Source organism: Pseudactinotalea suaedae (assembly GCF_009733815.1).
Taxonomy (GTDB): domain Bacteria; phylum Actinomycetota; class Actinomycetes; order Actinomycetales; family Beutenbergiaceae; genus Pseudactinotalea; species Pseudactinotalea suaedae.
This window is the reverse complement of the sequence record NZ_WNXY01000004.1, coordinates 282417-304097: the sequence shown is the minus strand read 5'-3', so window position 1 is coordinate 304097 and position 21681 is coordinate 282417. Positions and strand designations below refer to the sequence as shown.

Annotated in this window: 22 protein-coding genes; 13 read left to right on the top strand and 9 right to left on the bottom strand. The window is 71.0% G+C overall.

From position 1 onward, the window contains the following. Nucleotide 1: 1 nt before the first annotated feature. The 7 genes from GPA04_RS09240 (at nt 2) to gnd (ending at nt 7380) form a co-directional block, all read left to right on the top strand. The gene (locus GPA04_RS09240; RefSeq protein WP_156223781.1) at nt 2–1054 is read left to right on the top strand and encodes an ABC transporter substrate-binding protein; all 1053 of its coding nucleotides are present in this window, start codon (nt 2–4) and stop codon (nt 1052–1054) included. A gap of 37 nt (nt 1055–1091) precedes the next feature. Further along, nucleotides 1092–2132: a FecCD family ABC transporter permease gene (locus GPA04_RS09235; protein WP_156223780.1), complete on the top strand. Its 1041-nt coding sequence runs from the start codon at nt 1092–1094 to the stop codon at nt 2130–2132. Continuing rightward, nucleotides 2129–3187: a FecCD family ABC transporter permease gene (locus GPA04_RS09230; protein WP_241680692.1), complete on the top strand. Its 1059-nt coding sequence runs from the start codon at nt 2129–2131 to the stop codon at nt 3185–3187. The genes GPA04_RS09235 and GPA04_RS09230 overlap by 4 nt, the downstream gene beginning before the upstream one ends. After that, nucleotides 3184–3999 carry an ABC transporter ATP-binding protein gene (locus tag GPA04_RS09225; protein ID WP_156223779.1) on the top strand — a complete coding sequence of 272 codons (816 nt, stop codon included), beginning with the start codon at nt 3184–3186 and terminating at the stop codon, nt 3997–3999. Before GPA04_RS09230 ends, GPA04_RS09225 begins: the two co-directional genes overlap by 4 nt. Nucleotides 4000–4088: 89 nt before the next feature. Next, entirely contained in the window at nt 4089–4181 is a 93-nt protein-coding gene (locus GPA04_RS21505) for a putative leader peptide (RefSeq protein WP_366464542.1), read from the top strand. A 106-nt stretch (nt 4182–4287) separates the two neighbouring features. After that, nucleotides 4288–5721, top strand: coding sequence for a dicarboxylate/amino acid:cation symporter (locus GPA04_RS09220; protein ID WP_156223778.1), 1434 nt, complete (start codon nt 4288–4290; stop codon nt 5719–5721). Nucleotides 5722–5931: 210 nt separating this feature from the next. Further along, a complete protein-coding gene (gene gnd / locus GPA04_RS09215) occupies nt 5932–7380 on the top strand; it encodes an NADP-dependent phosphogluconate dehydrogenase (RefSeq protein WP_156223777.1) in 1449 nt (482 codons plus the stop codon). 79 nt (nt 7381–7459) lie between these two features. On the opposite strand, the gene GPA04_RS09210 is transcribed toward gnd, so the two are convergent. Next, complete coding sequence (locus GPA04_RS09210; protein ID WP_156223776.1) at nt 7460–7630, bottom strand: hypothetical protein; 171 nt, start codon at nt 7628–7630, stop codon at nt 7460–7462. A 135-nt stretch (nt 7631–7765) separates the two neighbouring features. After that, the gene (locus tag GPA04_RS09205; RefSeq protein WP_194238941.1) at nt 7766–8725 is read right to left on the bottom strand and encodes a helix-turn-helix transcriptional regulator; all 960 of its coding nucleotides are present in this window, start codon (nt 8723–8725) and stop codon (nt 7766–7768) included. A 62-nt stretch (nt 8726–8787) separates the two neighbouring features. On the opposite strand from GPA04_RS09205, the gene GPA04_RS09200 reads away from it, so the two are divergent. Then, nucleotides 8788–9375, top strand: coding sequence for a DinB family protein (locus tag GPA04_RS09200; RefSeq protein WP_156223774.1), 588 nt, complete (start codon nt 8788–8790; stop codon nt 9373–9375). Then, on the top strand, nt 9372–9833 hold the full coding sequence (locus GPA04_RS09195; protein ID WP_156223773.1) for a VOC family protein: 462 nt from the start codon (nt 9372–9374) through the stop codon (nt 9831–9833). The genes GPA04_RS09200 and GPA04_RS09195 overlap by 4 nt, the downstream gene beginning before the upstream one ends. 36 nt (nt 9834–9869) lie before the next feature. On the opposite strand, the gene GPA04_RS09190 is transcribed toward GPA04_RS09195, so the two are convergent. Together GPA04_RS09190 and GPA04_RS09185 are read right to left on the bottom strand one after the other, a co-directional pair. Next, nucleotides 9870–10619 (bottom strand): glycerophosphodiester phosphodiesterase, encoded by a 750-nt coding sequence (locus GPA04_RS09190; RefSeq protein ID WP_156223772.1) that lies wholly within the window; start codon nt 10617–10619, stop codon nt 9870–9872. Between the two features lie 53 nt (nt 10620–10672). Next, nucleotides 10673–11215, bottom strand: coding sequence for a GNAT family N-acetyltransferase (locus tag GPA04_RS09185; protein WP_156223771.1), 543 nt, complete (start codon nt 11213–11215; stop codon nt 10673–10675). A 54-nt stretch (nt 11216–11269) separates the two neighbouring features. On the opposite strand from GPA04_RS09185, the gene GPA04_RS09180 reads away from it, so the two are divergent. Next, nucleotides 11270–11752, top strand: a complete 483-nt coding sequence (locus GPA04_RS09180; protein WP_156223770.1) for an aminoacyl-tRNA deacylase — start codon at nt 11270–11272, stop codon at nt 11750–11752. 7 nt (nt 11753–11759) lie between these two features. Here the strand turns inward: GPA04_RS09180 and GPA04_RS09175 are convergent, their stop codons facing one another. The 4 genes from GPA04_RS09175 to GPA04_RS09160 all read right to left on the bottom strand — a co-directional run bounded on the left by GPA04_RS09175 (nt 11760) and on the right by GPA04_RS09160 (nt 15809). Next, nucleotides 11760–12584: a carbohydrate ABC transporter permease gene (locus GPA04_RS09175; protein ID WP_156223769.1), complete on the bottom strand. Its 825-nt coding sequence runs from the start codon at nt 12582–12584 to the stop codon at nt 11760–11762. Continuing rightward, nucleotides 12581–13537, bottom strand: a complete 957-nt coding sequence (locus tag GPA04_RS09170) for a carbohydrate ABC transporter permease (protein ID WP_156223768.1) — start codon at nt 13535–13537, stop codon at nt 12581–12583. The genes GPA04_RS09175 and GPA04_RS09170 overlap by 4 nt, the downstream gene beginning before the upstream one ends. After that, nucleotides 13537–14868: an ABC transporter substrate-binding protein gene (locus tag GPA04_RS09165; RefSeq protein ID WP_241680690.1), complete on the bottom strand. Its 1332-nt coding sequence runs from the start codon at nt 14866–14868 to the stop codon at nt 13537–13539. The genes GPA04_RS09170 and GPA04_RS09165 overlap by 1 nt, the downstream gene beginning before the upstream one ends. Before the next feature lie 125 nt (nt 14869–14993). Beyond that, complete coding sequence (locus GPA04_RS09160) at nt 14994–15809, bottom strand: LacI family DNA-binding transcriptional regulator (RefSeq protein WP_156223767.1); 816 nt, start codon at nt 15807–15809, stop codon at nt 14994–14996. Nucleotides 15810–15985: 176 nt separating this feature from the next. On the opposite strand from GPA04_RS09160, the gene GPA04_RS09155 reads away from it, so the two are divergent. The 3 genes from GPA04_RS09155 (at nt 15986) to GPA04_RS09145 (ending at nt 20789) form a co-directional block, all read left to right on the top strand. After that, nucleotides 15986–17125 (top strand): ROK family protein, encoded by a 1140-nt coding sequence (locus GPA04_RS09155; protein ID WP_162458566.1) that lies wholly within the window; start codon nt 15986–15988, stop codon nt 17123–17125. A gap of 83 nt (nt 17126–17208) precedes the next feature. Beyond that, nucleotides 17209–19698, top strand: coding sequence for a glycoside hydrolase family 2 protein (locus tag GPA04_RS09150; protein WP_156223765.1), 2490 nt, complete (start codon nt 17209–17211; stop codon nt 19696–19698). 41 nt (nt 19699–19739) lie between these two features. Then, nucleotides 19740–20789 carry a DNA polymerase IV gene (locus tag GPA04_RS09145; RefSeq protein ID WP_156223764.1) on the top strand — a complete coding sequence of 350 codons (1050 nt, stop codon included), beginning with the start codon at nt 19740–19742 and terminating at the stop codon, nt 20787–20789. Here GPA04_RS09145 and GPA04_RS09140 read toward each other — a convergent pair whose 3' ends face one another. After that, nucleotides 20790–21656 carry a VanW family protein gene (locus GPA04_RS09140; RefSeq protein ID WP_241680689.1) on the bottom strand — a complete coding sequence of 289 codons (867 nt, stop codon included), beginning with the start codon at nt 21654–21656 and terminating at the stop codon, nt 20790–20792. Nucleotides 21657–21681 lie beyond the last annotated feature (25 nt).

Sequence of the window (21681 nt, the reverse complement as noted above, 5' to 3'; positions counted from 1 at the left end):
CATGCGCGTCTCGCGCCCCGCCGTCGCGATCATCGCGACCGCAGCAGCATCGCTCGCCCTTGCGGCGTGCGCCGGTTCCCCCACGGGAAACAACGACGCCGGAGGCGATCAGTCCGAGGTCCCCGAGGCCTCCGCCCAGTTCCCGATCACGGTCACCCACGCGTTCGGCGAGACCGTCATCGAGGAGCAGCCGGAGCGGATCGCCACCGTGGGCTGGAGCAACCAGGAGGCTGCCCTCGCCCTCGGCGTGGTCCCGGTCGTCATGGAGGAGGCCACCTGGGGCGACGACGACGGCGACGGCGTGCTCCCGTGGGTCGAGGACAAGCTCACCGAGCTGGGCGCGCAGACCCCGGAGATGTACGACGGCACCGACGGCGTCGACTTCGAGGCGATCGGTGACGCCGCTCCCGACGTCATCCTCGCGGCCTACTCGGGCATCACCGAGGACGACTACGGGATCCTGAGCGAGATCGCGCCGGTCGTGGCGTTCCCGGACGTCGCCTGGGGGACCACCTGGCAGCAGACGATCACCGTGAACGGCACCGCGCTCGGTCTGCAGACCGAGGCGGAGGCGCTGGTCGCCGACCTCGAGAGCCATATCAGCGAGGCCGTCGACGGGTACGCCAACCTCGGCGGCGGACAGGGCGCGGCGTTCGCATGGTTCGACGTCACCGACCTGTCGAGCGTCGGCTTCTACACGATGGTGGACCCCCGCCAGGTCTTCCTCAGCGAGCAGGCCGGCTTCACCGTTCCCGAGGCCGTCACCGCGGCCGGCACCGAGGAGTTCCTCGCCTCGGCGGCTGCGGAGGCGGTCGACGAGCTCAGCGACTTCGACGTGATCGTCACCTACGGCACCGGCGAGGAGCTCGAGGTGCTCCAGGCCGACCCGTTGCTGTCGCGGATCCCGGCGGTCGCCAACGGCGCGATCGTGTTCCTCGACGAGACGGTCGACCCGGCCACCGCCGCCTCGGCGAACCCCAGCCCGCTCGGCATCTCCCACCTGATCGAGAACTACCTGCCGTTGCTGGACGAGACCGCGGGCAAGGCTTCCTGAGGTCGGAGCTCATGCCCAGCGGACAGCGGATCGTCCCGTGACCGCCACCCTCACGGTGGCACCGGCCGTCGACAGGAGTCGCCGGCCGGTGTCCGTGCGCGTGCTGGCCACCCTCGGCCTGGTGGCGCTGGTGGTCCTCGTGGGGCTCGCCTCGGTCACGTTCGGCGTCCTCGACGTCAGCTGGGACGACCTGGTCGCCGGTATCGGAGGCGGGCAGGAGACCACGGCGCAGGCAGCCGTTCTCAAGCGGATGCCGCGCACGGTGCTCGGGCTGGTCATCGGCGCCGCGCTGGGCGTCTCCGGTGCGGTCATGCAGGGGGTCACCAGGAACCCGCTCGCCGACCCCGAGATCCTCGGCGTCAACTCGGGCGCCTCGCTCGCCGTCGTGATCGGGATGGTGTTTCTCGGGCTGTCGTCCCAGGTCGGCTACATCTGGGTGGCGATGGTCGGCGCGGCGATCGCCGCGGTGTTCGTGTACGTCGTCGGCTCGCTGGGTCGTGGTGGTGCGACACCGCTCAAGCTCGCGCTCGCCGGTGCCGCCACGTCGGTGGCGCTCGGTGCGATAGTGAGCGCGATCCTGCTGCCCCGCGCGCAGGACATGCAGTCGTTCCGGTTCTGGCAGATCGGGGGAGTCGGCGGCGGCTCCTGGGGCACGATCGGTCTGGTGCTGCCGTTCCTGGCTGCCGGGATGCTGCTCTCGCTGGCCTCGGCGCGCGCCCTCAACTCCCTCGCGCTCGGTGACGAGCTGGCCGCCGGGCTGGGCGAGAACGTGATGCGCGCCCGGCTGCTCGCCGCGGTGGGTGGGGTCGTCCTGTGCGGTGCGGCGACGGCGGTCGCGGGTCCGATCGGTTTCGTCGGGCTGGTCGTGCCGCACGTGGTCCGCCTGCTCGCCGGGGTCGACCACCGGTGGCTGATCCCGCTCTCCGCGCTCGCCGGTGCCGCGCTGCTGACGGCGGCGGACGTGGTGGGTCGGCTGGTCGGCGGCACCGAGGAGATCCAGGCCGGCATCATCACCGCGATCCTCGGAGCGCCGTTCTTCATCTGGATCGTGCGCCGGCAGAAGGTGCGTGACCTGTGACCGCCGTGCAGCCGGACGCGCTCGCCGCGACGCTCGAGGCGGTCACGGCCGGCCGCCGGCGCCGCGGCCGGCGCCGGCTGCTGGTGCACCTCGGGCTCGGGCTCGCGGTGGTCGTGGTGTTCTGGCTGTCGCTGATGCTGGGCCGGACCAACTATCCCTTCTCCGACGTGCTGATGGTGATCCTGGGCGGCGACGTCGACGGTGCCTCCTTCACGGTCGGCACGCTGCGGCTGCCCCGCGCGGGTACCGGGCTGATGGTGGGCCTGGCGTTCGGGCTCGCCGGCGCCACCTTCCAGACCATGCTCCGCAACCCGCTGGCGAGCCCCGACGTCATCGGCATCAGCTCGGGCGCCAGCGCGGCCGCCGTCATCGGCATCCTGGTGCTGGCGGTCAGCCCCACGACGGTGTCGGTGATGGCCACGGCCGCCGCGCTCGCCACGGCCTTCGCCATCTACCTGCTGGCCTTCAAGCAGGGTGGCGTGGCGAACACCAGGCTGATCCTCATCGGCATCGGTGTCGCCTCGATGCTCGGCAGCGTGGTCTCCTACGTGCTCTCGGGTGCGGCCGCCTGGGACATGCAGGTCGCGATGCGGTGGCTCACCGGCAACCTCAACGGCGCCACCTGGGAGCGGACGCTGCCGCTGCTGCTCGCCGTGGTGCTGCTGACGCCGGTGCTGCTGTACCTGCTGCGGGACCTCGAGGCGATCCGCCTCGGTGACCAGACCGCCGCTGCGCTCGGCGTGCCCGTCGAGCGCGTCCGGGTGCTGCTGATCGTGGTCGCGGTGACGCTGATGGCGTTCGCGACGGCGGCCGCCGGCCCGATCGCGTTCGTCGCGTTCCTGTCGGGGCCGATCGCGGCCAGGATCCTGGGTCCGGTCGGTTCGCCCGTGCTCGCCTCGGGCCTGTTCGGCGCCTTGCTCGTGCTCGTGGCCGACTTCTTCGCTCAGTACGCACTCGGCACCCGGTTCCCGGTGGGTGTCATCACGGGCGCCCTCGGTGCCCCCTTCCTCATCTATCTGCTGGTCCGCTCCAACAGGTCCGGAGGCTCGCTATGAGCAACGCCCACTCACTCACCGCCGAGGGCCTCGGTCTGGGCTATGGCGAGCGCACCGTCGTCGAGGGTCTCGACCTGCCGATCCCGCCGGGACGGATCACGGTGGTCGTCGGGGCCAACGCCTGCGGCAAGTCGACCATCCTCAAGGCGATGTCACGGCTGCTGCCCGTCCGCTCCGGCTCGGTGCTGCTCGACGGCAAGAGCATCCACGCGATGTCGACCAAGGAGGTCGCCCGCACGCTGGGGCTGCTGCCCCAGTCGCCGATCGCGCCCGAGGGCATCGCCGTGGCGGACCTCGTGGGCCGCGGCCGGCACCCGCACCAGGGCATGCTGAGCCGCTGGACCTCCGACGACGACCTCGCTGTCGCCCGCGCGCTCCAGGTCACCGGCACGGCCGACCTCGCGGACCGCTCCGTGGACGAGCTCTCCGGTGGTCAGCGGCAGCGGGTGTGGATCGCGATGGTGCTGGCCCAGCAGACCGAGCTGCTGCTGCTCGACGAGCCCACGACCTTCCTCGACGTCACCCACCAGATCGAGGTCCTCGACCTGCTGACCGACCTCAACCGCGACTTCGGCACCACGATCGTGATGGTGCTGCACGACCTCAACCTGGCCGCCCGGTACGCCGACCATCTGGTGGCGATCAAGGCCGGCGGACTCTACGCCGCCGGCGAGCCCTCCGCGGTGCTGACCGAGACCTGCGTCCGCGACGTGTTCGGTCTCGACAACCTCGTGGTGCCCGACCCGACCAACGGCAAGCCCCTCGTGCTCCCGCTGGGCCGCCACCACGCCGCAGCCCTTCCCACCTCCTAGTTCTCCAGCCTCTTTGTCTCGGTCCACATCCTGAGACGAGGCCTTCGGTCGGATGCGCGGCGGGACCACGTGGGTACCGTCGAGCCGACATGGCTGCACACCACGCATCGGGCTCCTTCACGAGCCGTCGTGCCGTCGACCTGCTCCGGGTCGCCAGCGCGCTGTGTCGCCACGCCCGCTGACTGCGCTCCGTTCGCACCGCGTTCTCAGCGCCATCGCGCCCGGCGCTCACGCGCGCGTCGGCATCTCGACCGCTCACATCCGCACGTCATCGTCGAAAGAGGCACCATGTCCACCACCACCTCCACCACCGATCCTGAGACGCCGGAGAAGCGGCGCCGGCTGAGGCTGCCGTCGTTCTCGGTGCAGATCGTCATCTCGCTCGTCCTGGGCGTCATCCTCGGAGCCATCGCGCTGCGCATGGGCCCGATCGGCGTCGACGAGGAGGGCCAGGACATCAACAACTGGCTCGCCGAGACACTCAGCGTGATCGGTTCGAGCTTCGTCACCCTGCTGCGCACGATCGTGCCGCCGCTGGTCGTGACCGCGATCATCGCCTCGATCGCGAACCTGCGGAAGGTCACCAACGCAGCCCGCCTCGCAGGCCAGACGCTGCTCTGGTTCGCCATCACCGCGCTGATCTCGGTGTCCTTCGGCATCGCGCTCGGGCTGATCCTGCAGCCAGGCATGCGCTCCGGGGTGGACCCGGCCGCTGCGGGCGAGCCCGGCAGGACCGGCTCCTGGACCGACTTCCTCACCGGTCTGATCCCGGCCAACTTCCTCGGCCTGGACACCTCGGGCGACGCCGCCGGCTTCAACGTGCTGCAGCTCGTGGTGATCGGCATCGTCGTGGGGATCGCGGCGCTCAAGGTCGGCGACTCCGCCCAGCCGTTCCTCGACTTCAACCGCTCGGCGCTCGCCGTCATCCAGAAGGTGCTGTGGTGGGTGATCCGGCTCGCGCCGATCGGCACCATCGGCCTGCTCGGTCGCGCGGTGGCCACCTACGGGTGGGACGCGCTCGCGCCGCTGGGGACCTACGCCGTCGCCATCTACATCGGGCTGGCCCTGGTGCTGTTCCTGCTCTACCCGGTGGTGCTGCGCGTCCACGGCCTGCGGGTGTCGCGGTTCTTCCGCGGCGCCTGGCCCGCGATCCAGCTGGCGTTCGTCTCCCGCTCCTCGATCGGCACGCTGCCGGTGACCGAGCGCGTGGTCACGCGCAACCTGGGCGTGCCGCGCGAGTACGCCTCGTTCGCGGTCCCCTTCGGAGCCACCACCAAGATGGACGGGTGCGCCGCGGTCTACCCGGCGCTGTCGGCGATCTTCGTCGCGCAGTTCTTCGGGATCGACCTGTCGATCTGGGACTACCTGCTGATCGTCTTCGTCTCCGTGCTCGGCTCGGCCGCGACGGCGGGCGTGACCGGCGCCGTCGTGATGCTCACGCTGACGCTGTCCACGCTCGGGCTGCCGCTGGCGGGCGTGGGGCTGCTGCTCGCCATCGACCCGATCCTCGACATGGGCCGGACCGCGGTCAACGTCGCCGGGCAGGCGCTGGTGCCGACGATCGTCGCCAAGCGCGAGGGCATCCTCGACCAGGAGCAGTACGACTCGGCGTCCTCCGAGGACCTGTTCCGCGACGAGCCCGAGGTGAGCCGCGAGCCGGTGGCGACCACCGCCGTCGGGCAAGACGAGACCGAGCGCGACCGGGAGCGCACGTCGGTCTGAGGATCCGGCGTCTGGGGTCACCTCGGTCCGCGGGGTGACCCCAGACGACCCCAGAGCGCTTTCCGCAAGGCGGAGATGGGGCAGGGCGCAGGTGGCAAAGGGTGGCGATCGTGAGACGGGTTCGTCGCCCGTGCGGGATGCTGGCATCGTCTACGTCGGTAGCCGCCACCGCAGAGCCTGCCAGCACGTTTGCGCACGATCGGAGTCACGATGACCACGCCCACCGCCAACATCGCCGTCGTCGGCCTCGCCGTCATGGGGTCGAACCTGGCTCGTAACCTCGCGAGCCGCGAGGGCAACGTCGTGGCGGTGTACAACCGCACCACGGCCAAGACCGACACGTTGCTCGCCGAGCACCCCGAGGCCGGGTTCGTGAAGGCCGCCACGGTGCAGGAGCTCGCCGACTCCCTGGTCAAGCCCCGCACCGCGATCATCATGGTGAAGGCCGGGCGACCCACCGACGCCGTGATCGACGAGCTCGTCAGCGTCTTCGAGCCGGGCGACATCATCGTCGACGGCGGGAACGCGCTCTTCACCGACACGATCCGCCGCGAGAAGGCCGTCCGCGAGACCGGCATCAACTTCGTGGGCGCCGGCATCTCGGGCGGCGAGGAGGGCGCACTGAAGGGCCCGTCGATCATGCCCGGCGGCAGCGCCGAGGCCTGGCAGACGCTGGGGCCGATCCTCACCTCGATCGCCGCCGTGGCCGAGGGCGAGCCGTGCGTCACGCACGTCGGCACCGATGGTGCTGGGCACTTCGTCAAGATGATCCACAACGGCATCGAGTACGCCGACATGCAGCTGATCGCCGAGGCCTACGACCTGATCCGGCAGGGCACCGGCAAGAGCCCCGCCGAGATCGCGGACATCTTCGCCGAGTGGAACACCGGCGAGCTCGACTCCTACCTGATCGAGATCACCGCCGAGGTGCTTCGTCAGGTCGACGCCAGCACCGGCCAGCCGCTCGTGGACGTCATCCTCGACTCCGCCGGTGCCAAGGGCACCGGCGCCTGGACCGTGCAGACCGCGCTCGACCTCGGGGTCCCGGTCTCGGGCATCGCCGAGGCCGTGTTCGCGCGGTCGCTGTCCTCCGACCGCGAGGCCCGCGCCGCCGCCGCCGATCTGCCCGGGCCCGACCAGACCTGGGAGGTCAAGGACGAGGCCGCCTTCATCGAGAACGTCCGCCAGGCGCTCTACGCCTCGAAGATCATCGCCTACTCGCAGGGCTTCGACGAGATCATCGCGGGCGCCAAGCAGTACGGCTGGGACATCAAGAAGGGCGAGATCGCCAAGATCTGGCGCGGCGGCTGCATCATCCGGGCACGGTTCCTCAACCGGATCACCGAGGCCTACGAGACCGACCCCGGGCTGGTCAGCCTCGCGACCGCCCCGTACTTCCGCGACGCGCTCGTGGCCGCGCAGAAGGCGTGGCGCGAGGTCGTCGCGGGCGCGGCGATGTCCGGGATCCCGGCGCCGGCGTTCGCCGCCTCGCTCGCGTACTACGACGGCCTCCGCGCGCCGCGCCTGCCCGCAGCCCTGATCCAGGGGCAGCGCGACTTCTTCGGTGCGCACACCTACAAGCGGATCGACCGCGAAGGCACCTTCCACACGCTGTGGTCGGGCGACCGCAGCGAGATCGCGGCAGAAGACACGCACTGAGCCGTCGCGGCGAGCTGCGCGTTCGGCGCCCAGCCGTCCGCCGACGTGCTGGGCGCCGCGTCCTCGCCGGCTCTGCTCGTCAGTCCTGGGACCCGTCAGCGCCTTCGGCAGGCTCCTCGGGCGTCGCGTCAGGCTCCTCCTCCGGCTCGAAGGTGTTGTTCTCCTCACCGAGCCCGATCTTCACGCCGTCCTCGTTCAGCTCGTCGGCATCGGTGTGGTCAGCCCCGCCGACGACGTCTGGCTCACTCATGGTGCTCTCCCTCCGGGGCGGCGCCGTCGCCGCCGATGCCTGGACGCTACATCGTCGACATCGAGCGCGTGCTCGACTGAGGTGCGGACCGCCGCCGGCGTCCTGCTTCTCGTGATCGGCAGGAAAGCCGGCCGCTCAGGTGGTGGCCGCCATCCTCGTCAGCCGGTCGGCCAGCAGCCGCGCCGCGTGCGCGAGCTCGGGCGGGTCCAGGATCTCGGTCTCCAGACCGAGCGCGGCGATGTGCATCGCGAGCCAGTCCAGGTGATCGCCGCCGGCGCTGAGCACGCACCAGCCGTCCACGTCCTCGTCCACCCGCCCCACCTGCGGCGGGACCTGGCGGCGGACCTCGTCGGCCGCGGCGCGCAGCCGAACCCGTGCGTGGTACCGGTACGGCGCGGTGGTGATCGCGTCCTGCACGTAGGTCGCCGGGTCCGGGTGGTCGCGGGGGCGGAAGCGCCACGTCGTGGCCTCGACCTGCCGCATCCGGTCCAGCCGGAACGTCCGCCAGTCCTCGCGGTCGACGTCGTAGGCCATCAGGTACCAGCGCTGCCCGGTGGTGACCATGCGGACGGGCTCGACGGTCCGGTCGTGCTCGTCGGCCTCGTCGCGCGCGTAGATGAAGCGCACCCGCACGTGGTCGCGGCAGGCGCGGGCGAGCGTCACGAGGACGTCGGCACCCACCTCCGCGGGCGCCCCCACCAGGGTGTCGGTGGCGAGATGGACGGCGCTGACCGCGGCGCGGAGCCTCGGTGGCATCACCTGCTCCAGCTTGGCGAGCGTGCGCACCGCCGCCTCGCCGGCGCCGGCCACGGCGCTGGTCGCCGCGAGCCGCAGCGAGACGGCCGTGGCCGTGGCCTCGTCGTCGTCCAGGAGCAGGGGCGGCATCCGGCTGCCGGCACCCAGCCGGTAACCGCCGCCCACCCCGGCCGTGGCGCGCACGGGGTAGCCGAGGCTGCGCAACCGCTCCACGTCCCGGCGGACCGAGCGGTCGGTGACACCCAGCTCCTCGGCGAGCTCGACGGCGGTCCAGGAGGGGCGCCGCTGCAGCAGCCCGAGCAGTCGCAGCACCCGCTCGGTGGATCCCTCGGTGTTCACGTGGAAACTCTCCCACCGATCACGGACCGTAACTGTCCGTGATCGACGGGAGAGTCGAACCCATGAGCACGACACCTTCATGGAACGAGCTTCTCCGCGAACAGATCGACTGGCACTGGGGCCGCCACCTCCGCCCCCGCCTGGCCGACCTCACCGACGACGAGTACTTCTGGGAACCCGCGCCCGGCAGCTGGAGCGTGCGCCCGCGCGGAACCGGCACCGCCCCGGTGCAGGTCGGCGCCGGCGCCATGACGATCGACTTCGCCATCCCGGAGCCGGAGCCGGCGCCGGTCACGACGATCTCCTGGCGGCTGGGGCACGTCATCGTCGGCGTGCTGGCGATGCGCAACGCCTCCCACTTCGGCCGCGACGCCATCGGCTACGAGTCGTTCGAGTACGCGGCCACCGCCCAGGAGGCCCTCGCCCAGCTCGAGGCCGAGTACGCGACCTGGTTGGCCGGCGTCGAGGCGCTCGGCGAGGAAGGGTTGATGAGGCCGTGCGGCGAGGCGGAGGGACCGTACGCCGAGGCGCCGTTGGCCGCACTGGTGCTCCACATCCACCGGGAGCTGATCCATCACCTCTCGGAGGTCTGCCTGCTGCGTGACCTCTACCGTGACACCCGCAACGCGACCGAGGGAGAGCCGCGATGAGCAGCACGATCCAGATCACCTTCGACGCCCGGGACCCCCGGGTCCTCTCCACGTTCTGGCGGGACGTGCTCGGATACGTCCACCCGCCGCCACCCGGTGTCGAGCTGGCGCCAGGTGCCGATCCGCTCGCCGCCTGGGACGAGTTTCTCGAGCGCTCCGGCGTGCCCGAGGACCAGCGCAACACCGCCTCGGCCCTGGAGGACCCGGATGGCGCCGGCCCGCGGATCTACTTCCAGCAGGTCCCCGAGGACAAGGTCGCCAAGAACCGGGTGCATCTGGACGTCCGGACCGCCTCAGACCTGCGCGACGACGAACGCATGGCCGCCCTCGAGCTCGAGTGCGAGCGGCTCGTCGCGCTCGGCGCCACCCGGCTGCGGCGGCACGAGCCGGAGGCGCCGCTGAGCATCGGCTTCATCGTCATGGCCGATCCCGAGGGCAACGAGTTCTGCCTCGACTGAGCCGGCCCACCGCGGGCGAGCGGACCGCCCGAGCGGTCACGACATCGTGCGGCCGCTCAACCAACCCGCGAGGCGGTCGGGACGGTCGGTGACGATGCCGTCGACACCGATCGCGGTCGCGGCGGCCCAGTGCTCCGGCTCGTTCAGGGTCCACACGTTGACGGTGAGCCCCGCTTCGTGCAGGACCTGGACGAGCTCGGGACGCTGCAGCAGCAGCCGGCCGTCAGGCCCGACACCCTTGACGTCGAGCTCGGCACACAGCCCGAGGAGGTGCTCCGGCGCCTCGTCGATCAACAGCTCGCGGCGCAGGTGCGGCGCCAGGTCGCGCGCCGCCGTCATCGTCTCGACCGAGAAGCTCTCCACGACGAGGCGCCCCACCAGTGCCGGGTCGTCGACGAGGTCGAGGGCTCGTTGCAGCGGCTCGTGCGCCCAGTCGCCCTTGATCTCCAGCACCAGCCCGATCTCGACGTGGCTGCGGAGGAAGTCCACCACCTGCGACAGCATCGGCACCGGTTCGCCTGCGAACACCGGCGAGAACGAGGATCCGGCGTCGAGCGCGACGATCTGCTCCGCGGTGTGCTCGGCGACCGGTCCGACGCCCGAGGTGGTCCCCTCCAGGGTGGCGTCGTGGATGACGGCGGCATCGCCGTCGGCCGTCACCTGGATGTCGAGCTCGAGGTAGTCGGCGCCGGCTCGCCACGCCGACTCGAAGGCGGCGATGGTGTTGGGCGGCGCCATGCTGGCGTTGCCTCGGTGGGCGATGATCACAGGGCGGTGCTGGCTCATGCATGCGACCTTAACGAGGCGACGTGACGGCACGGTGACCGGCAGGTGTCCGCTCAGACCGCCTCGAACGCGGCCTGCACCGAGGGCGGGTAGACGATCGTGCCGGGGACACGGCGGTAGCGCGTGAGCGGGCGGAGCTGTCCGGCCGCGGGCGGTGCCCAGTCGGGCAGCGGGAGCGTGACGCCGTGCGCACGCGCATCCTCGAAGGCGAGGCGACCGTAGTAGGCGGGCGAGCCCTCCAGGACGACGAACGGTTCGCCGTCGGCATCCACGGCTGCGACGGCGGCCTCGACCAGCGCGCGGCCGATCCCCTCGCGCCAGCGGCTCGGCAGCACCGCGAGCGGGCTGAGGTTCGGGACCTCGATGACCTGGCCGTCGGGGCGCTCGAGGAACGCGGTACCGACCATCACGTGCCCGACGACCGCTCCGCCGTCGAGCGCCACGAAGCACCACCGCGGTCGATGGTGGCCGGTGGCACGCAGGGCGGCGGGGAGCGCTCCGTGCTGCGGGCGATCGAAGGCGGTCGCGTGAACGACGGCGATCGCGGCCACCTCGGCAGGGTCGGCGGCGTTCTCGGTACGGATCGTGGTGCGCACAGCGCTCGAGTCTGCTCCGCACGGCTGAACCGGTCACCTGGTTATGCGGCTCGTATGCTCGTCGGCGTGAGTGAGCCCGATGGCCTGGTCCGTGTCCGCGCCGACGCGACGGCGCGCAGCATCCCCATCGAGGTGAAGGAACGCCCCTACGCGAACAGCCTCGAGGAGGCCGCCGCGATCCTGGGGATCAGCCCTGCCGACATCGCGAAGTCGATCGTCATGCGCGCCGGTACCGGCCAGTACGTGTTCGCGATCGTCCCGGGGGACGCCTCGGTGTCGTTCGCCAAGCTCCGCGCGTTGCTGGGTGTCAACAAGCTGAAGTTCCCCTCGGCGCAGGAGGCGCTCGACGCCGTCGGGCACGAGCGCGGGACGATCACCCCGCTCGGGAGCCTGCAGGAGTACCCGACCTACGTGGACGCCTCGCTGACCGGCCGGCGGGTGTCGATGGGCAGCGGTGCGCACGGCTACAGCGTGTGGGTCGACGTCGACGACCTCGTGCGCGGCCTTGGCGCGACCGTCGCTGACATCGCGGGGTGAGGGTCGGCTACTTCGTCGCGCCCGAGGTGAACCCGTTGTAGACGTAGCGCTGCAGCGCCAGGAACAGCACCAGGATCGGGATGATCGTGATCACCACCCCGGCCGAGATCACCTCCCACTGCGCCCCGAACGGTCCCTTGAACGCGAACAGCGAGGTCGAGATCGGTCGCAGGTCCGGGTTCGTGATGTACAGGAACGGGATGTAGAACTCGTTGTAGATCGCGATGCCCTTGATGATGATCACGGTCGCGATCGCCGGCTTCAGGTTCGGCAGGATCACCTGCAGGAAGATCCGGAGGTGGCCGGCGCCGTCGATCTTGGCCGCCTCGTCCAGCGAGCGCGGGATGCTGCGCATGAACTGCACGAAGATGTAGATCGAGATGATGTCGGTGCCCATGAACAGCACGATCAGGGCGCCTTGGCTGTTGTACAGCCCGAGGGCCTTGACCACCTGGAACGTGGCGACCTGCGTCGTCACCGCGGGTACCAGGGTCGCGAGCAGGAACAGCGCGAGGGTGGCCGTGCGACCGCGGAAGGTGAACCGGTCGATCGCGTACGCGGCGGCGGCGCCGATGAGAATGGTGCCGGTGATCGCCGCCACCAGGATGATCGCCGTGTTGGCGAACCCCAGCAGCATCCCGCCGCGCGTGAAGGCGGTCGCGTAGTTCGACAGGTTGAGCCAGTTCTCGGGGGCGTCGAACGGGCCGGTGGTGAGGAACTCCTGGTTCGTCTTGAACGAGCCCGTGATGATCAGCGCGACCGGCAGCAGCATCATGACTGACGCGACCACCAGCGAGGCGTACTTGACGGCGGAGATCACGATCTGCCTCATGTCAGGTCCACCTTCTCCTCGGGCACGAGCCGCCGCTGGACGCAGGTGACCACGAGCACGATGGCCAGCAGCACCACAGCCATGGCCGAGGCGAGCCCGACCTTGTTGTTCTCGAACGCCATCTTGATCGTGCGGATCACGAAGGTCTCCGAGCCGTTGCCGCCGTTGGTCATGATGTAGGGCACCTCGAAGACCGACAGCGAACCGGAGATCGCGAGGATGAAGCTCAACCCGACGATCGGCTTGATCGAGGGCAGGATCAGGTGACGGAACTGGTGCCAGCGGTTTGCGCCGTCGAGCTCGGCCGCCTCGTAGATCTCGCCGGGGACCGAGGCGATCGCGCCCAGGAACATCACGAAGTTCAGACCCATGTACCGCCACACGCTGACGGCCGCGAGCGTGTAGTTGATGACCTCCGGGTCGCCGGTCCACTGTCGGATCACGCTCTCGAGGCCGACGGCGAGCAGGGCGCTGTCGAGGCCACCTCCCGGTCTGATGAAGTTGAGGAAGATCAGGCCGATCGCCACACCGTTGATCAGGTAGGGGAAGAACAGGATCCCTTTCCAGAGGTTCTTCAGCCGGACCCGGAAGCTGAGCACCGTCGCGAAGTAGAGCGCCAGCGCCATCTGCACGAAGGAGGCGCCCAGGTAGTACAGCGAGACCACGAAGACGCGCAGGTTGTCCGGCTCGGTGAAGACGTCGACGTAGTTGGCCAGCCCCACGAAGTTCTTGACCCGGTCCAGGCCGTCCCAGTCGGTGACCGAGTACGCGAACATGTTGGCCACCGGCACGTACGTGAAGGTCACGAGCAGCGCGATCGGTGCCAGCACGAACAAGTACGGGACCACCCGCTCCCGGCCTCGGCGAGCGGTGACCCGCCTGCCGGGTGCTCGCCCGGCAGGCGGGTCATCGGCAGGTCGGGGAGACCGCCGCGCCGGCGTCATCAGAGCCATCAGCCCGCGCTGACGGCCTGCACGGCCTCACCCCAGGCCGCGTTGAGGTCGTCGAAGACCTGCTGCTTGGTCCGGGCGCCCGAGCGGGCGTCGTCGACGATCTTCATCCGGTAGTCCGGCGAGGTCGTGAGGATCCCCGACTCGGTGTCGATGTCGCTGAAGAGGGACTCCTGACCTTCCGGAGCCGCAGCCATCTCGACGAGCTCGACGTCCTCGATGAAAGCCTGCAAGGACTCGGGGACCGGCCCGTCGACCAGGGGCGAGAGCCCGATCTGGGACTCCGAGAAGCCCGACTCGTGGTTGAACCAGTCGATCCACGCGCGCGCGGCGCACTTGTTGCTCGAGTGGACGTTGATGGCGAGGTTGTAGTCGCCACCCGCGACAGCGTGGAAGGTGCCGTCGGTCTGCACCGGGAACGGCATGTAGCCGATGATGTCGCGGCTCTCACCCGCGGCCTCGGCGGCATCCTGCATCTGCGGGATGGCCCACGAGCCCAGCATCATGACGCCGATCTGGCCGGTGGCGAGCATCTGCTTCGACTGCTCCCAGTTCGTCGTCGTCGGGTCCGCCTCCGTCAGGCCCTGCGCGACGACGTCGTAGAGGAGGCCGTCGATGACCTCCATGTCACTGCCGCCCGACCAGGGCGCCTCGTCGGTCGTCATGCCGTTGGTGAACTCGGGGTCGCCGGACACGCCGCCCACATAGGACTGCCAGGCCGTCAGCGGCCAGCCGTCCTTGTAGTTGGTGTACAGCGGCGCGATGCCGGGGTTCGCCGCCTTGACCGCCTCGAGATCGGTCAGGAACTCCTCCGGCGTCGTCGCGAAGTCGGTCACCCCGGCGCTCTCGAACACCTCGACGTTGTAGACCGCGCCCATCACGTTCCCCACCACCGGGATGCCGTAGGACAGGCCCTCGAAGGACTCCGGCTCGACCCAGCGGTACTGCGTCTGCATCTCGGACAGCTCGCCCAGCGGCTCGAAGAACTGGGAGAGCTGGTCGGGTGACACCGATCCCGGGATCGCGAGCACGTCGCCGTAGTCGTCGGTGCTCATCCGGGTCTTCACCTCGCCCTCGTAGTCGGTGATGCCCTGGATGTCGACGTCGCCGATCTCCGGGTACGCCTCCTTGAAGTCGGCGACGTAGGCGTCGAAGGTGCCGTCCTCGACGAGGTCGGTGCGCCACGTCAGCACGGTCAGGTCGCCCGCCGGTCCGCAGGTCTCCGGGTCCATGTCCTGGGCACCGGGCTCGCCTCCGCCCCCGCCACCGCCCCCACAGGCCGCGAGCGCGACCATCGCGGCGGTTCCGGCCATGACGACCGTCGCTCTGGTCATCCGAGTCAAGAGCATCGTTGTCTCCTCACGTGTGGCCGGGCGCACATTGACCGGCTGGCGAGTAACTTAGAGCGCTTAAGTAAGCCTGTCAACGTTCCGGCTCGCGCGGTGCGCGGCTGCGCCGGTCAGCGCCGCGGGGGAGCGGTGCTGCGGCGGGTGATCACCTGCGCGTCCGCGTCGTGCACCAGCTGCACGCGGTCGCCGGCGGCCGCGGCGAGCAGCGCGCGCGCCGTGAGACCGCCGAGCTCGTGCACGTCGCGGCTCACGACCGACAGCGGCGGCTCGGCCAGACGCGAGACCGAGGAGTCGTCCCACGCGAGCACCGACAGGTCGGCCGGCACCTCGAGCCCGGCCTCGCGGGCGGCGCGCAGCCCGCCGATCGCCATCTCGTCGTTGTCGTAGACGATCGCGGTCGGGCGGTCCGGGCGGGCCAGCATCTCGGCCGTCGCGCGGTAGCCGCGATCCTCGGTGTAGTCACCCTCGAGCGTCTCGCTCGACGCGCCGCGCGCAGCCAGCTCGTCGGCGAAGGCCGCATCCCGCTGACGCGTGTGCCGCAACCGGGTCGGTCCGGACACCCGTCCCAGCCGTGTGTGCCCGAGTCCGGTCAGGTGCGCGACCCCGAGCCGCATGGCGGCCGCGTTGTCCACGAGGACGGCGGAGGTCGCCTCGTCGTCGCAGCCCCCCAGGGCGACGGCCGGCATCCCGAGCTCCCGGCACAGCGCGGGGCGCGGGTCGTCCTCGCCGAGGTCCGCGATGACGACGCCGATGACGAGACGCTGCTCGGCCCAGCGTCGCAGTGCGACGCGCTCCTCCTCGGGCGAGCCCACGATCAGCAGGTCGATGACGGCCCCCGCGGCTTGCAGCACCGGGTCCATGCCGTCGAGGAGCCCGGAGAAGAACACGTCCATGCCCCGATGGCCGGGCGCACGCAGCACCGCCATACCGAAGCGCGTGGGGGGTGTGGGCGCCGGTAGGGTCGCCGATGACGCCTGGCCGTGACTGCTCACGTCGGCAGTATGGCCCACCGGCGTCGCAGGGTGAGCGAGGAGAGCGCGTGCGCACAGCAGCGGCGACGAGCAGGGGGCTCGTCCTCGACGTGGTGCGACAGCGTCGGGCTGTGTCGAGGGTCGAGCTCGCCGAGATCACGGGACTCACGCAGGCCACGATCTCGACCGTGGTGCGGGGCCTGCTCGACGACCACCTGCTCGTCGAGTCCGGCGAGCGGGAGTTCACGGGCGGCAAACCTCGGATCAAGCTGGTGCTCAACCCGCGCGCCCGTTGCGCCGTGGGCGTTCAGCTCGGCGCCGACTGGATCATCCTCGCCGTGGTCGACGCGGCCGGCGCGATCGTCGCGCGCACCCGGGTCCGTGGCGCTCGGGACGAGGCACCGGAGGCCGTCGTGCCGAGCATCGCGCGCGACGTCGAGCACCTGCTCGCGGTCGCCGGGCTGCCCCAGGAGGTCGTCGTCGGCCTCGGGCTCGCCCTGCCGGGCGTCGTCGACCTGGAGCGCGGCAGCATCGTGTCCTCGCGCTCGCTGTCGCGGTGGGAGGGGTTCGGCGTCCGTGACGCGCTGGCGGACGCGGCGGCGCTGGACGTCGTGGTCGAGACGAACTCGGCAGCGGCGGCCATCGGTGAGTTCTGGGCCAGTGGCGACGGTGACTCCAAGGCCCACGGCACCCTGTACATGGGCGCGGGTCTGGGTGCAGGGATCGTGCTCGCGGGCAGCCTCTACCGTGGCGCCAGCGGCAACGCCGGAGCGATTGGTCCGGTGGCCGGAGGCTCGGGCCGATCGGGGGAGATCGGTCTGGAGGACCTCGCGGGTCCCGCCGCCGTGGCTGCCCACGCCCGCGCAGCCCTGGCGCGCGGCCGGACCTCCTCGATCGTGCTGCCCGAGCCCGCCGACCCGTTCACCGACTTCGCCGCTGTGGCCACCGCGGCCGTGCTGGGCGATCCGCTGGCCACGTCGCTGGTCGAGGACTCGGCCGAGCACGTCGCCGATGCGGCGCTGACCCTGGCCAACGTCCTCGACCTGGACTCGATCGTGCTGGCGGGTCCCTCGTTCGCCGTGGCCGGCTCGATCTACCTCGCGGCCGTGCGGCACCGCCTCGCGACGTCCTTCCACGCACGCGGCCGGCACGGCGTCGACGTGCGCCTCTCGGCGCAGATCTCGGACGCCGCCGCGGTGGGGAGCGCCGCCCTCGTGCTCCAGCAGGAGCTCGCCCCGCGGCATCTGGGCGTCGTCTCCGAGCTCGCGTGAACCAGCACGAGACTTGACTAACTTAGGCTGCCGATGAAAGTGTGTGCGGCGCCCGAACCACGCCGCTGTGCGGAAGGACCATCGTGACGAGCATCAGCCTGGATGGACCCTGGACCCTGCGGGTCGTCGACGGAGAAGCGCCGGAGGAGCTCCGCGGCCGGGACATCGCCGCGCAGGTACCCGGGTGCGTCCACCTCGACCTGCACGCCGCCGGGCTGATCGCCCCGCCGTTCGACGGCGACAACGAGAGCGAGCAGCAGTGGATCGGGTCGACCGCGTGGCGATACCACCGCAGCTTCGACTGGCACCCGGGTGAGGACGACCGCCACGACCTGGTCGCGCACGGCCTCGACACGCTCGCGACCGTCGAGCTCAACGGTCGAGTCGTCGCGGTCACGCAGAACCAGCACCGCAGCTTCCGGTGGGACGTCGGGCACCTGTTGCGCGAGGGCCGCAACGAGATCGCCGTGACGTTCGCGGCGCCGGTCCCCGAGGCAGAGCGCCGGGAGCGGGAGCACGGCGGAGCTCTGCCGCACACCAACCACCACCCGTACAACATGCTGCGCAAGACCGCGTCGAACTTCGGTTGGGACTGGGGGCCGGACGTGGCCACGGCCGGGATCTGGCGGTCGATCGCCGTCGAGGGCTGGAGCGAGGTGCGGATCGCCCAGGTGCGACCGCTCGTGGACGTCGTCGGGCCCGACGGTGTGCTGACCGCCCACGTCGACCTGCAGCAGGACGGCCTCGCCCGCGACCGGGAGGTCGAGGTCACGGTCTCGCGCGGCGGTGAGAGCTGGTCCGCCACCGGCGTCGTCCGCGTGACCGGCGCGATCCGGGTGCGGGTGCCGAGCGTCGAGCTCTGGTGGCCCCTCGGGCACGGGGAACCGCACCGGTACGACGTCACGGTCCGGGTCACGGGAGACACCTGGACGCGCAAGGTCGGGTTCCGCACCGTCGAGGTCGACACCACGCCGGACGAGCACGGCACACCGTTCGTGGTCCGCGTCAACGACCGCCCGGTCCAGGTCCGCGGCGCCAACTGGATCCCCGATCACGCCTTCTTCCCCGGCATCGACGAGGCGAGGCTGCGTCGACGGGTGGGGGACGCCGTCGAGGCGAACATGAACCTGCTCCGCGTGTGGGGCGGTGGCCTGTACGAGTCCGAGGCCTTCTACGAGATCTGCTCGGAGCGGGGCGTCATGGTGTGGCAGGACTTCCTGTTCGCGTGCGCCTCCTACGCCGAGGAGCCGTGGCTCGCGCGCGAGGTCGAGGCCGAGGCGCGTGAGCAGGTCGCACGGCTGAGCCCGCACGCCGCGCTGGTGCTGTGGTGCGGCAACAACGAGAACGTGTGGGGTTACGTCGAGTGGGGCTGGCGCGCCGAGCTGCAGGGTCGCAGCTGGGGCGAGGGCTACTACTTCGACCTGCTGCCCCGCGTGGTCGCCGAGCTCGACCCGACCCGGCCCTACATCCCCGGCAGCCCGTTCTCGCCGTCACCGTTGATGGCGCCCAACGACGAGGCGAACGGCACCGTGCACATCTGGGACGTCTGGAACCGCGAGGACTACACGCGGTACCGCGACTGGCGGCCGCGCTTCGTGGCCGAGTTCGGCTTCCAGGCGCCGCCGGCGTGGACGACCCTGCTCGACGTCGTCCACGACGACCCGCTCGACCCCTACGGCCACCAGCTGCTGGTGCACCAGAAGGCCGCGGACGGCAACCTCAAGCTCGAGCGCGGCTACACGCCCCACTTCCCGCCGCCGCGGACCTTCGACGACTGGCACCTGACCACCCAGCTCAACCAGGCGCACGCGATCCGGTTCGGCATCGCGCACTTCCGTGCCCTCGCCCCGTACAACACCGGCACGGTGGTGTGGCAGCTCAACGACAACTGGCCGTCGGTCTCCTGGGCGGCGGTCGACCACGCCGAGCGCCGCAAACCGCTGTGGCACACGTTGCGGCAGGTCTACGCCGCCCGGTTCGCGACCGTGCAACCGGTCCACGGCGGCGAGGGGATGGAGCTGGTGATCCTCAACGACACAGACGAGCCCACGATCGGCGAGGCCGTGCTGCGCCGCCTTGATCTCCACGGTGGCCTGCTCGCCGAGACCAGGGCCGAGGTCACGGCCCCGGCGCGTGGGGTCACCCGCGTGCCGATCCCCGTCGAGGTCGCCACGCCCGGCGACCCGGGCGCCGAGATCCTCCTTGCCGAGCTGCCCGGTTATGCACGCGTGATCCACGACTACGTCGACGTCGTCGACCAGCAGCTCGACCCCGGCGCCGTGAGCGCCACGGCGGTCACGAGCGCCGATGGTGCGGTGATCACCGTGACCGCGACGTCCTACGTCCGCGACGTCGTCGTGCTCGCCGACCGTGCCCACCCGGACGCGACCGTGGACGACTCGATGATCACCCTGCTGCCCGGTGAGAGCGCGGAGCTGACCGTGCGGGCCGGCGGCCCGCTCGACCCGGAGACCGTGCTGGCGCCGACCGTGCTCCGGTCCGCCAACCAGCTCCTCGGCGGCGCGATCGAACCGCTCGTGCTCGACGATGCATCGGTGACCGAGGCGAGGTAATCTCCGCGCGCCGGCCCGCCGGTGTGCCTAGCCTGACCACCATGGCCGGCGAGGAGTCACCGACGTGGTGGCTGTTCCACGTCGACCTCGACCAGTTCCTCGCCGCGGTCGAGATCCGGCGCCGGCCCGAGCTCGCGGGCCAGGCGGTCGTGGTCGGCGGCGACGGCGACCCCACCCGGGCGCGGCAGGTCGTCGCCACCGCCACCTACGAGGCCCGCGCCCTCGGCGTGCACAGCGGCATGCCGCTGCGAGCGGCGCTGCGGAAGGCGCCCGAGGCGATCTTCCTGCCCAGCGACCGCCCTGTGTACGAAGCCGCGTCCGCCGAGGTGATGGACGTGCTGCGCTCGTTCCGCCACCCGGTCGAGGTGTGGGGCTGGGACGAGGCGTTCCTCGGCGCCGACGTCGAGGACCCGTTCGTGCTCGCCGACGAGATCCGCGCCCGGGTGCGGGAACGGACCCGGCTGAGCTGCGCCGTCGGGATCGGTGACACGAAGGAGCGCGCGAAGATGGCGACGTCGTTCGGCAAGCCCGGGGGAGTGTTCCGGCTGAGCCGGGACAACTGGTGGGAGGTGATGGGCGCGCGGCCGGCACGTGACCTGTGGGGGATCGGGTCACGCACCGCGGCCAAGCTCGCCGACCACGGGATCGCGACGATCGCGGATCTCGGCCACGCCGACGAGCAGGCGCTCGCCGGCTGGTTCGGCCCCACCATCGGACCCGGGCTGCGTCAGCTCGCGCGCGGCGGCGCCAGCCGCACGATCACCACCGAGCCGTGGGTCCGCCGCTCGCTCAGCAAGCAGGTCACCTACCCCGCTGATCTGCGCACCCGCGAGGAGGTCTCGACGGCGGTGCTCGCGCTGGTCGACGACGTCCAGGCGCTGCTCCTGGAGGAGGGCAGGGTCGCCACGCACGTGGGCGTGACGGTCCGGACCGCGACGTTCTTCACGCGGACGAAGACCGCGAAGCTGGCGGCGCCCACCACCGACCTCGCGGCGCTGCGCGAGCGTGCGCAGGTCGTGCTGGAGCGCTTCGAGCTCGACCGCCCGGTGCGGCTGCTCGGGGTCCGGTTCGACCTCGCCGACCCCGGGTGATCAGGCCGGTTCGAGGGGCAGACGCACGGGTCCGGCACCCAGGAACGGCTCGTACATCATCAGCGCGTGGTTCTCGGCGACCAGCTCGTCGGCGATCTCGACGCCGTCCAGGTCGAAGACGCGTCGCCGCAGCACGTTGTGGCGGCTGTGCACCCCCGGGCCGTCGTTGGTGATCCGGTGCGCGGCTTCGTAGACCCGGTACCGCTGGGTGGGAGCGGTGCCGCTCGACCAGGAGCCACGCAGCTCGCCGTCGACGACCTCGACCGCCAGCCGGAAGTCGTGCTCCGTGCGATTCGCGAGCTGCAGGTCGAGGGCGGGCCATGCGCAGGTCGCTCCGCTCGCGAACGGAAGGGTGCGTGCCGAGTCCGGAAAGACGTCGTAGGAGTGGCGCCAGCGCTCCACCACGGTCAACGGCGTGTGCAGGGTGATCCAGTAGAGAAGGTTCGTGAGCTGGCACAGCCCACCGCCGATGCCCGAGGTGACCCCTCCATGGCTGAGCACGACCCCCGGGAGGAAGCCGCGTGCCGCCGTCGGGCGACCGACCAGGTACCAGAACGAGAGGCGTTGGCCGGGGCGCAGCACCCGGCCGCTCAGCTGCGCGCAGGCCAGCGCGAGGTTGGTCTCCTTGGAGATCTGCAGCTCGGGGTCGACGCCCGCGAGGACCCGGCGGGTCGGGCTGGCGTGCTCGGCGATCGCGTGGGCGAAGCGCTCCGGCCCTTCCACCGACAGCCGCAGCGCGACACCGTGGCGGCGCCACTGGTGCTCGCGGCGAATCCGCCGCACCGCCGCGCCGGCGCTGGAACGCATGCCCGAGGCGAACCTGGTGAGCACGCTCTCGCCCGGAGATCCTCCCTGATCGTCCCCCACGCGGGCATCGTAGGTCCCTGCCGCG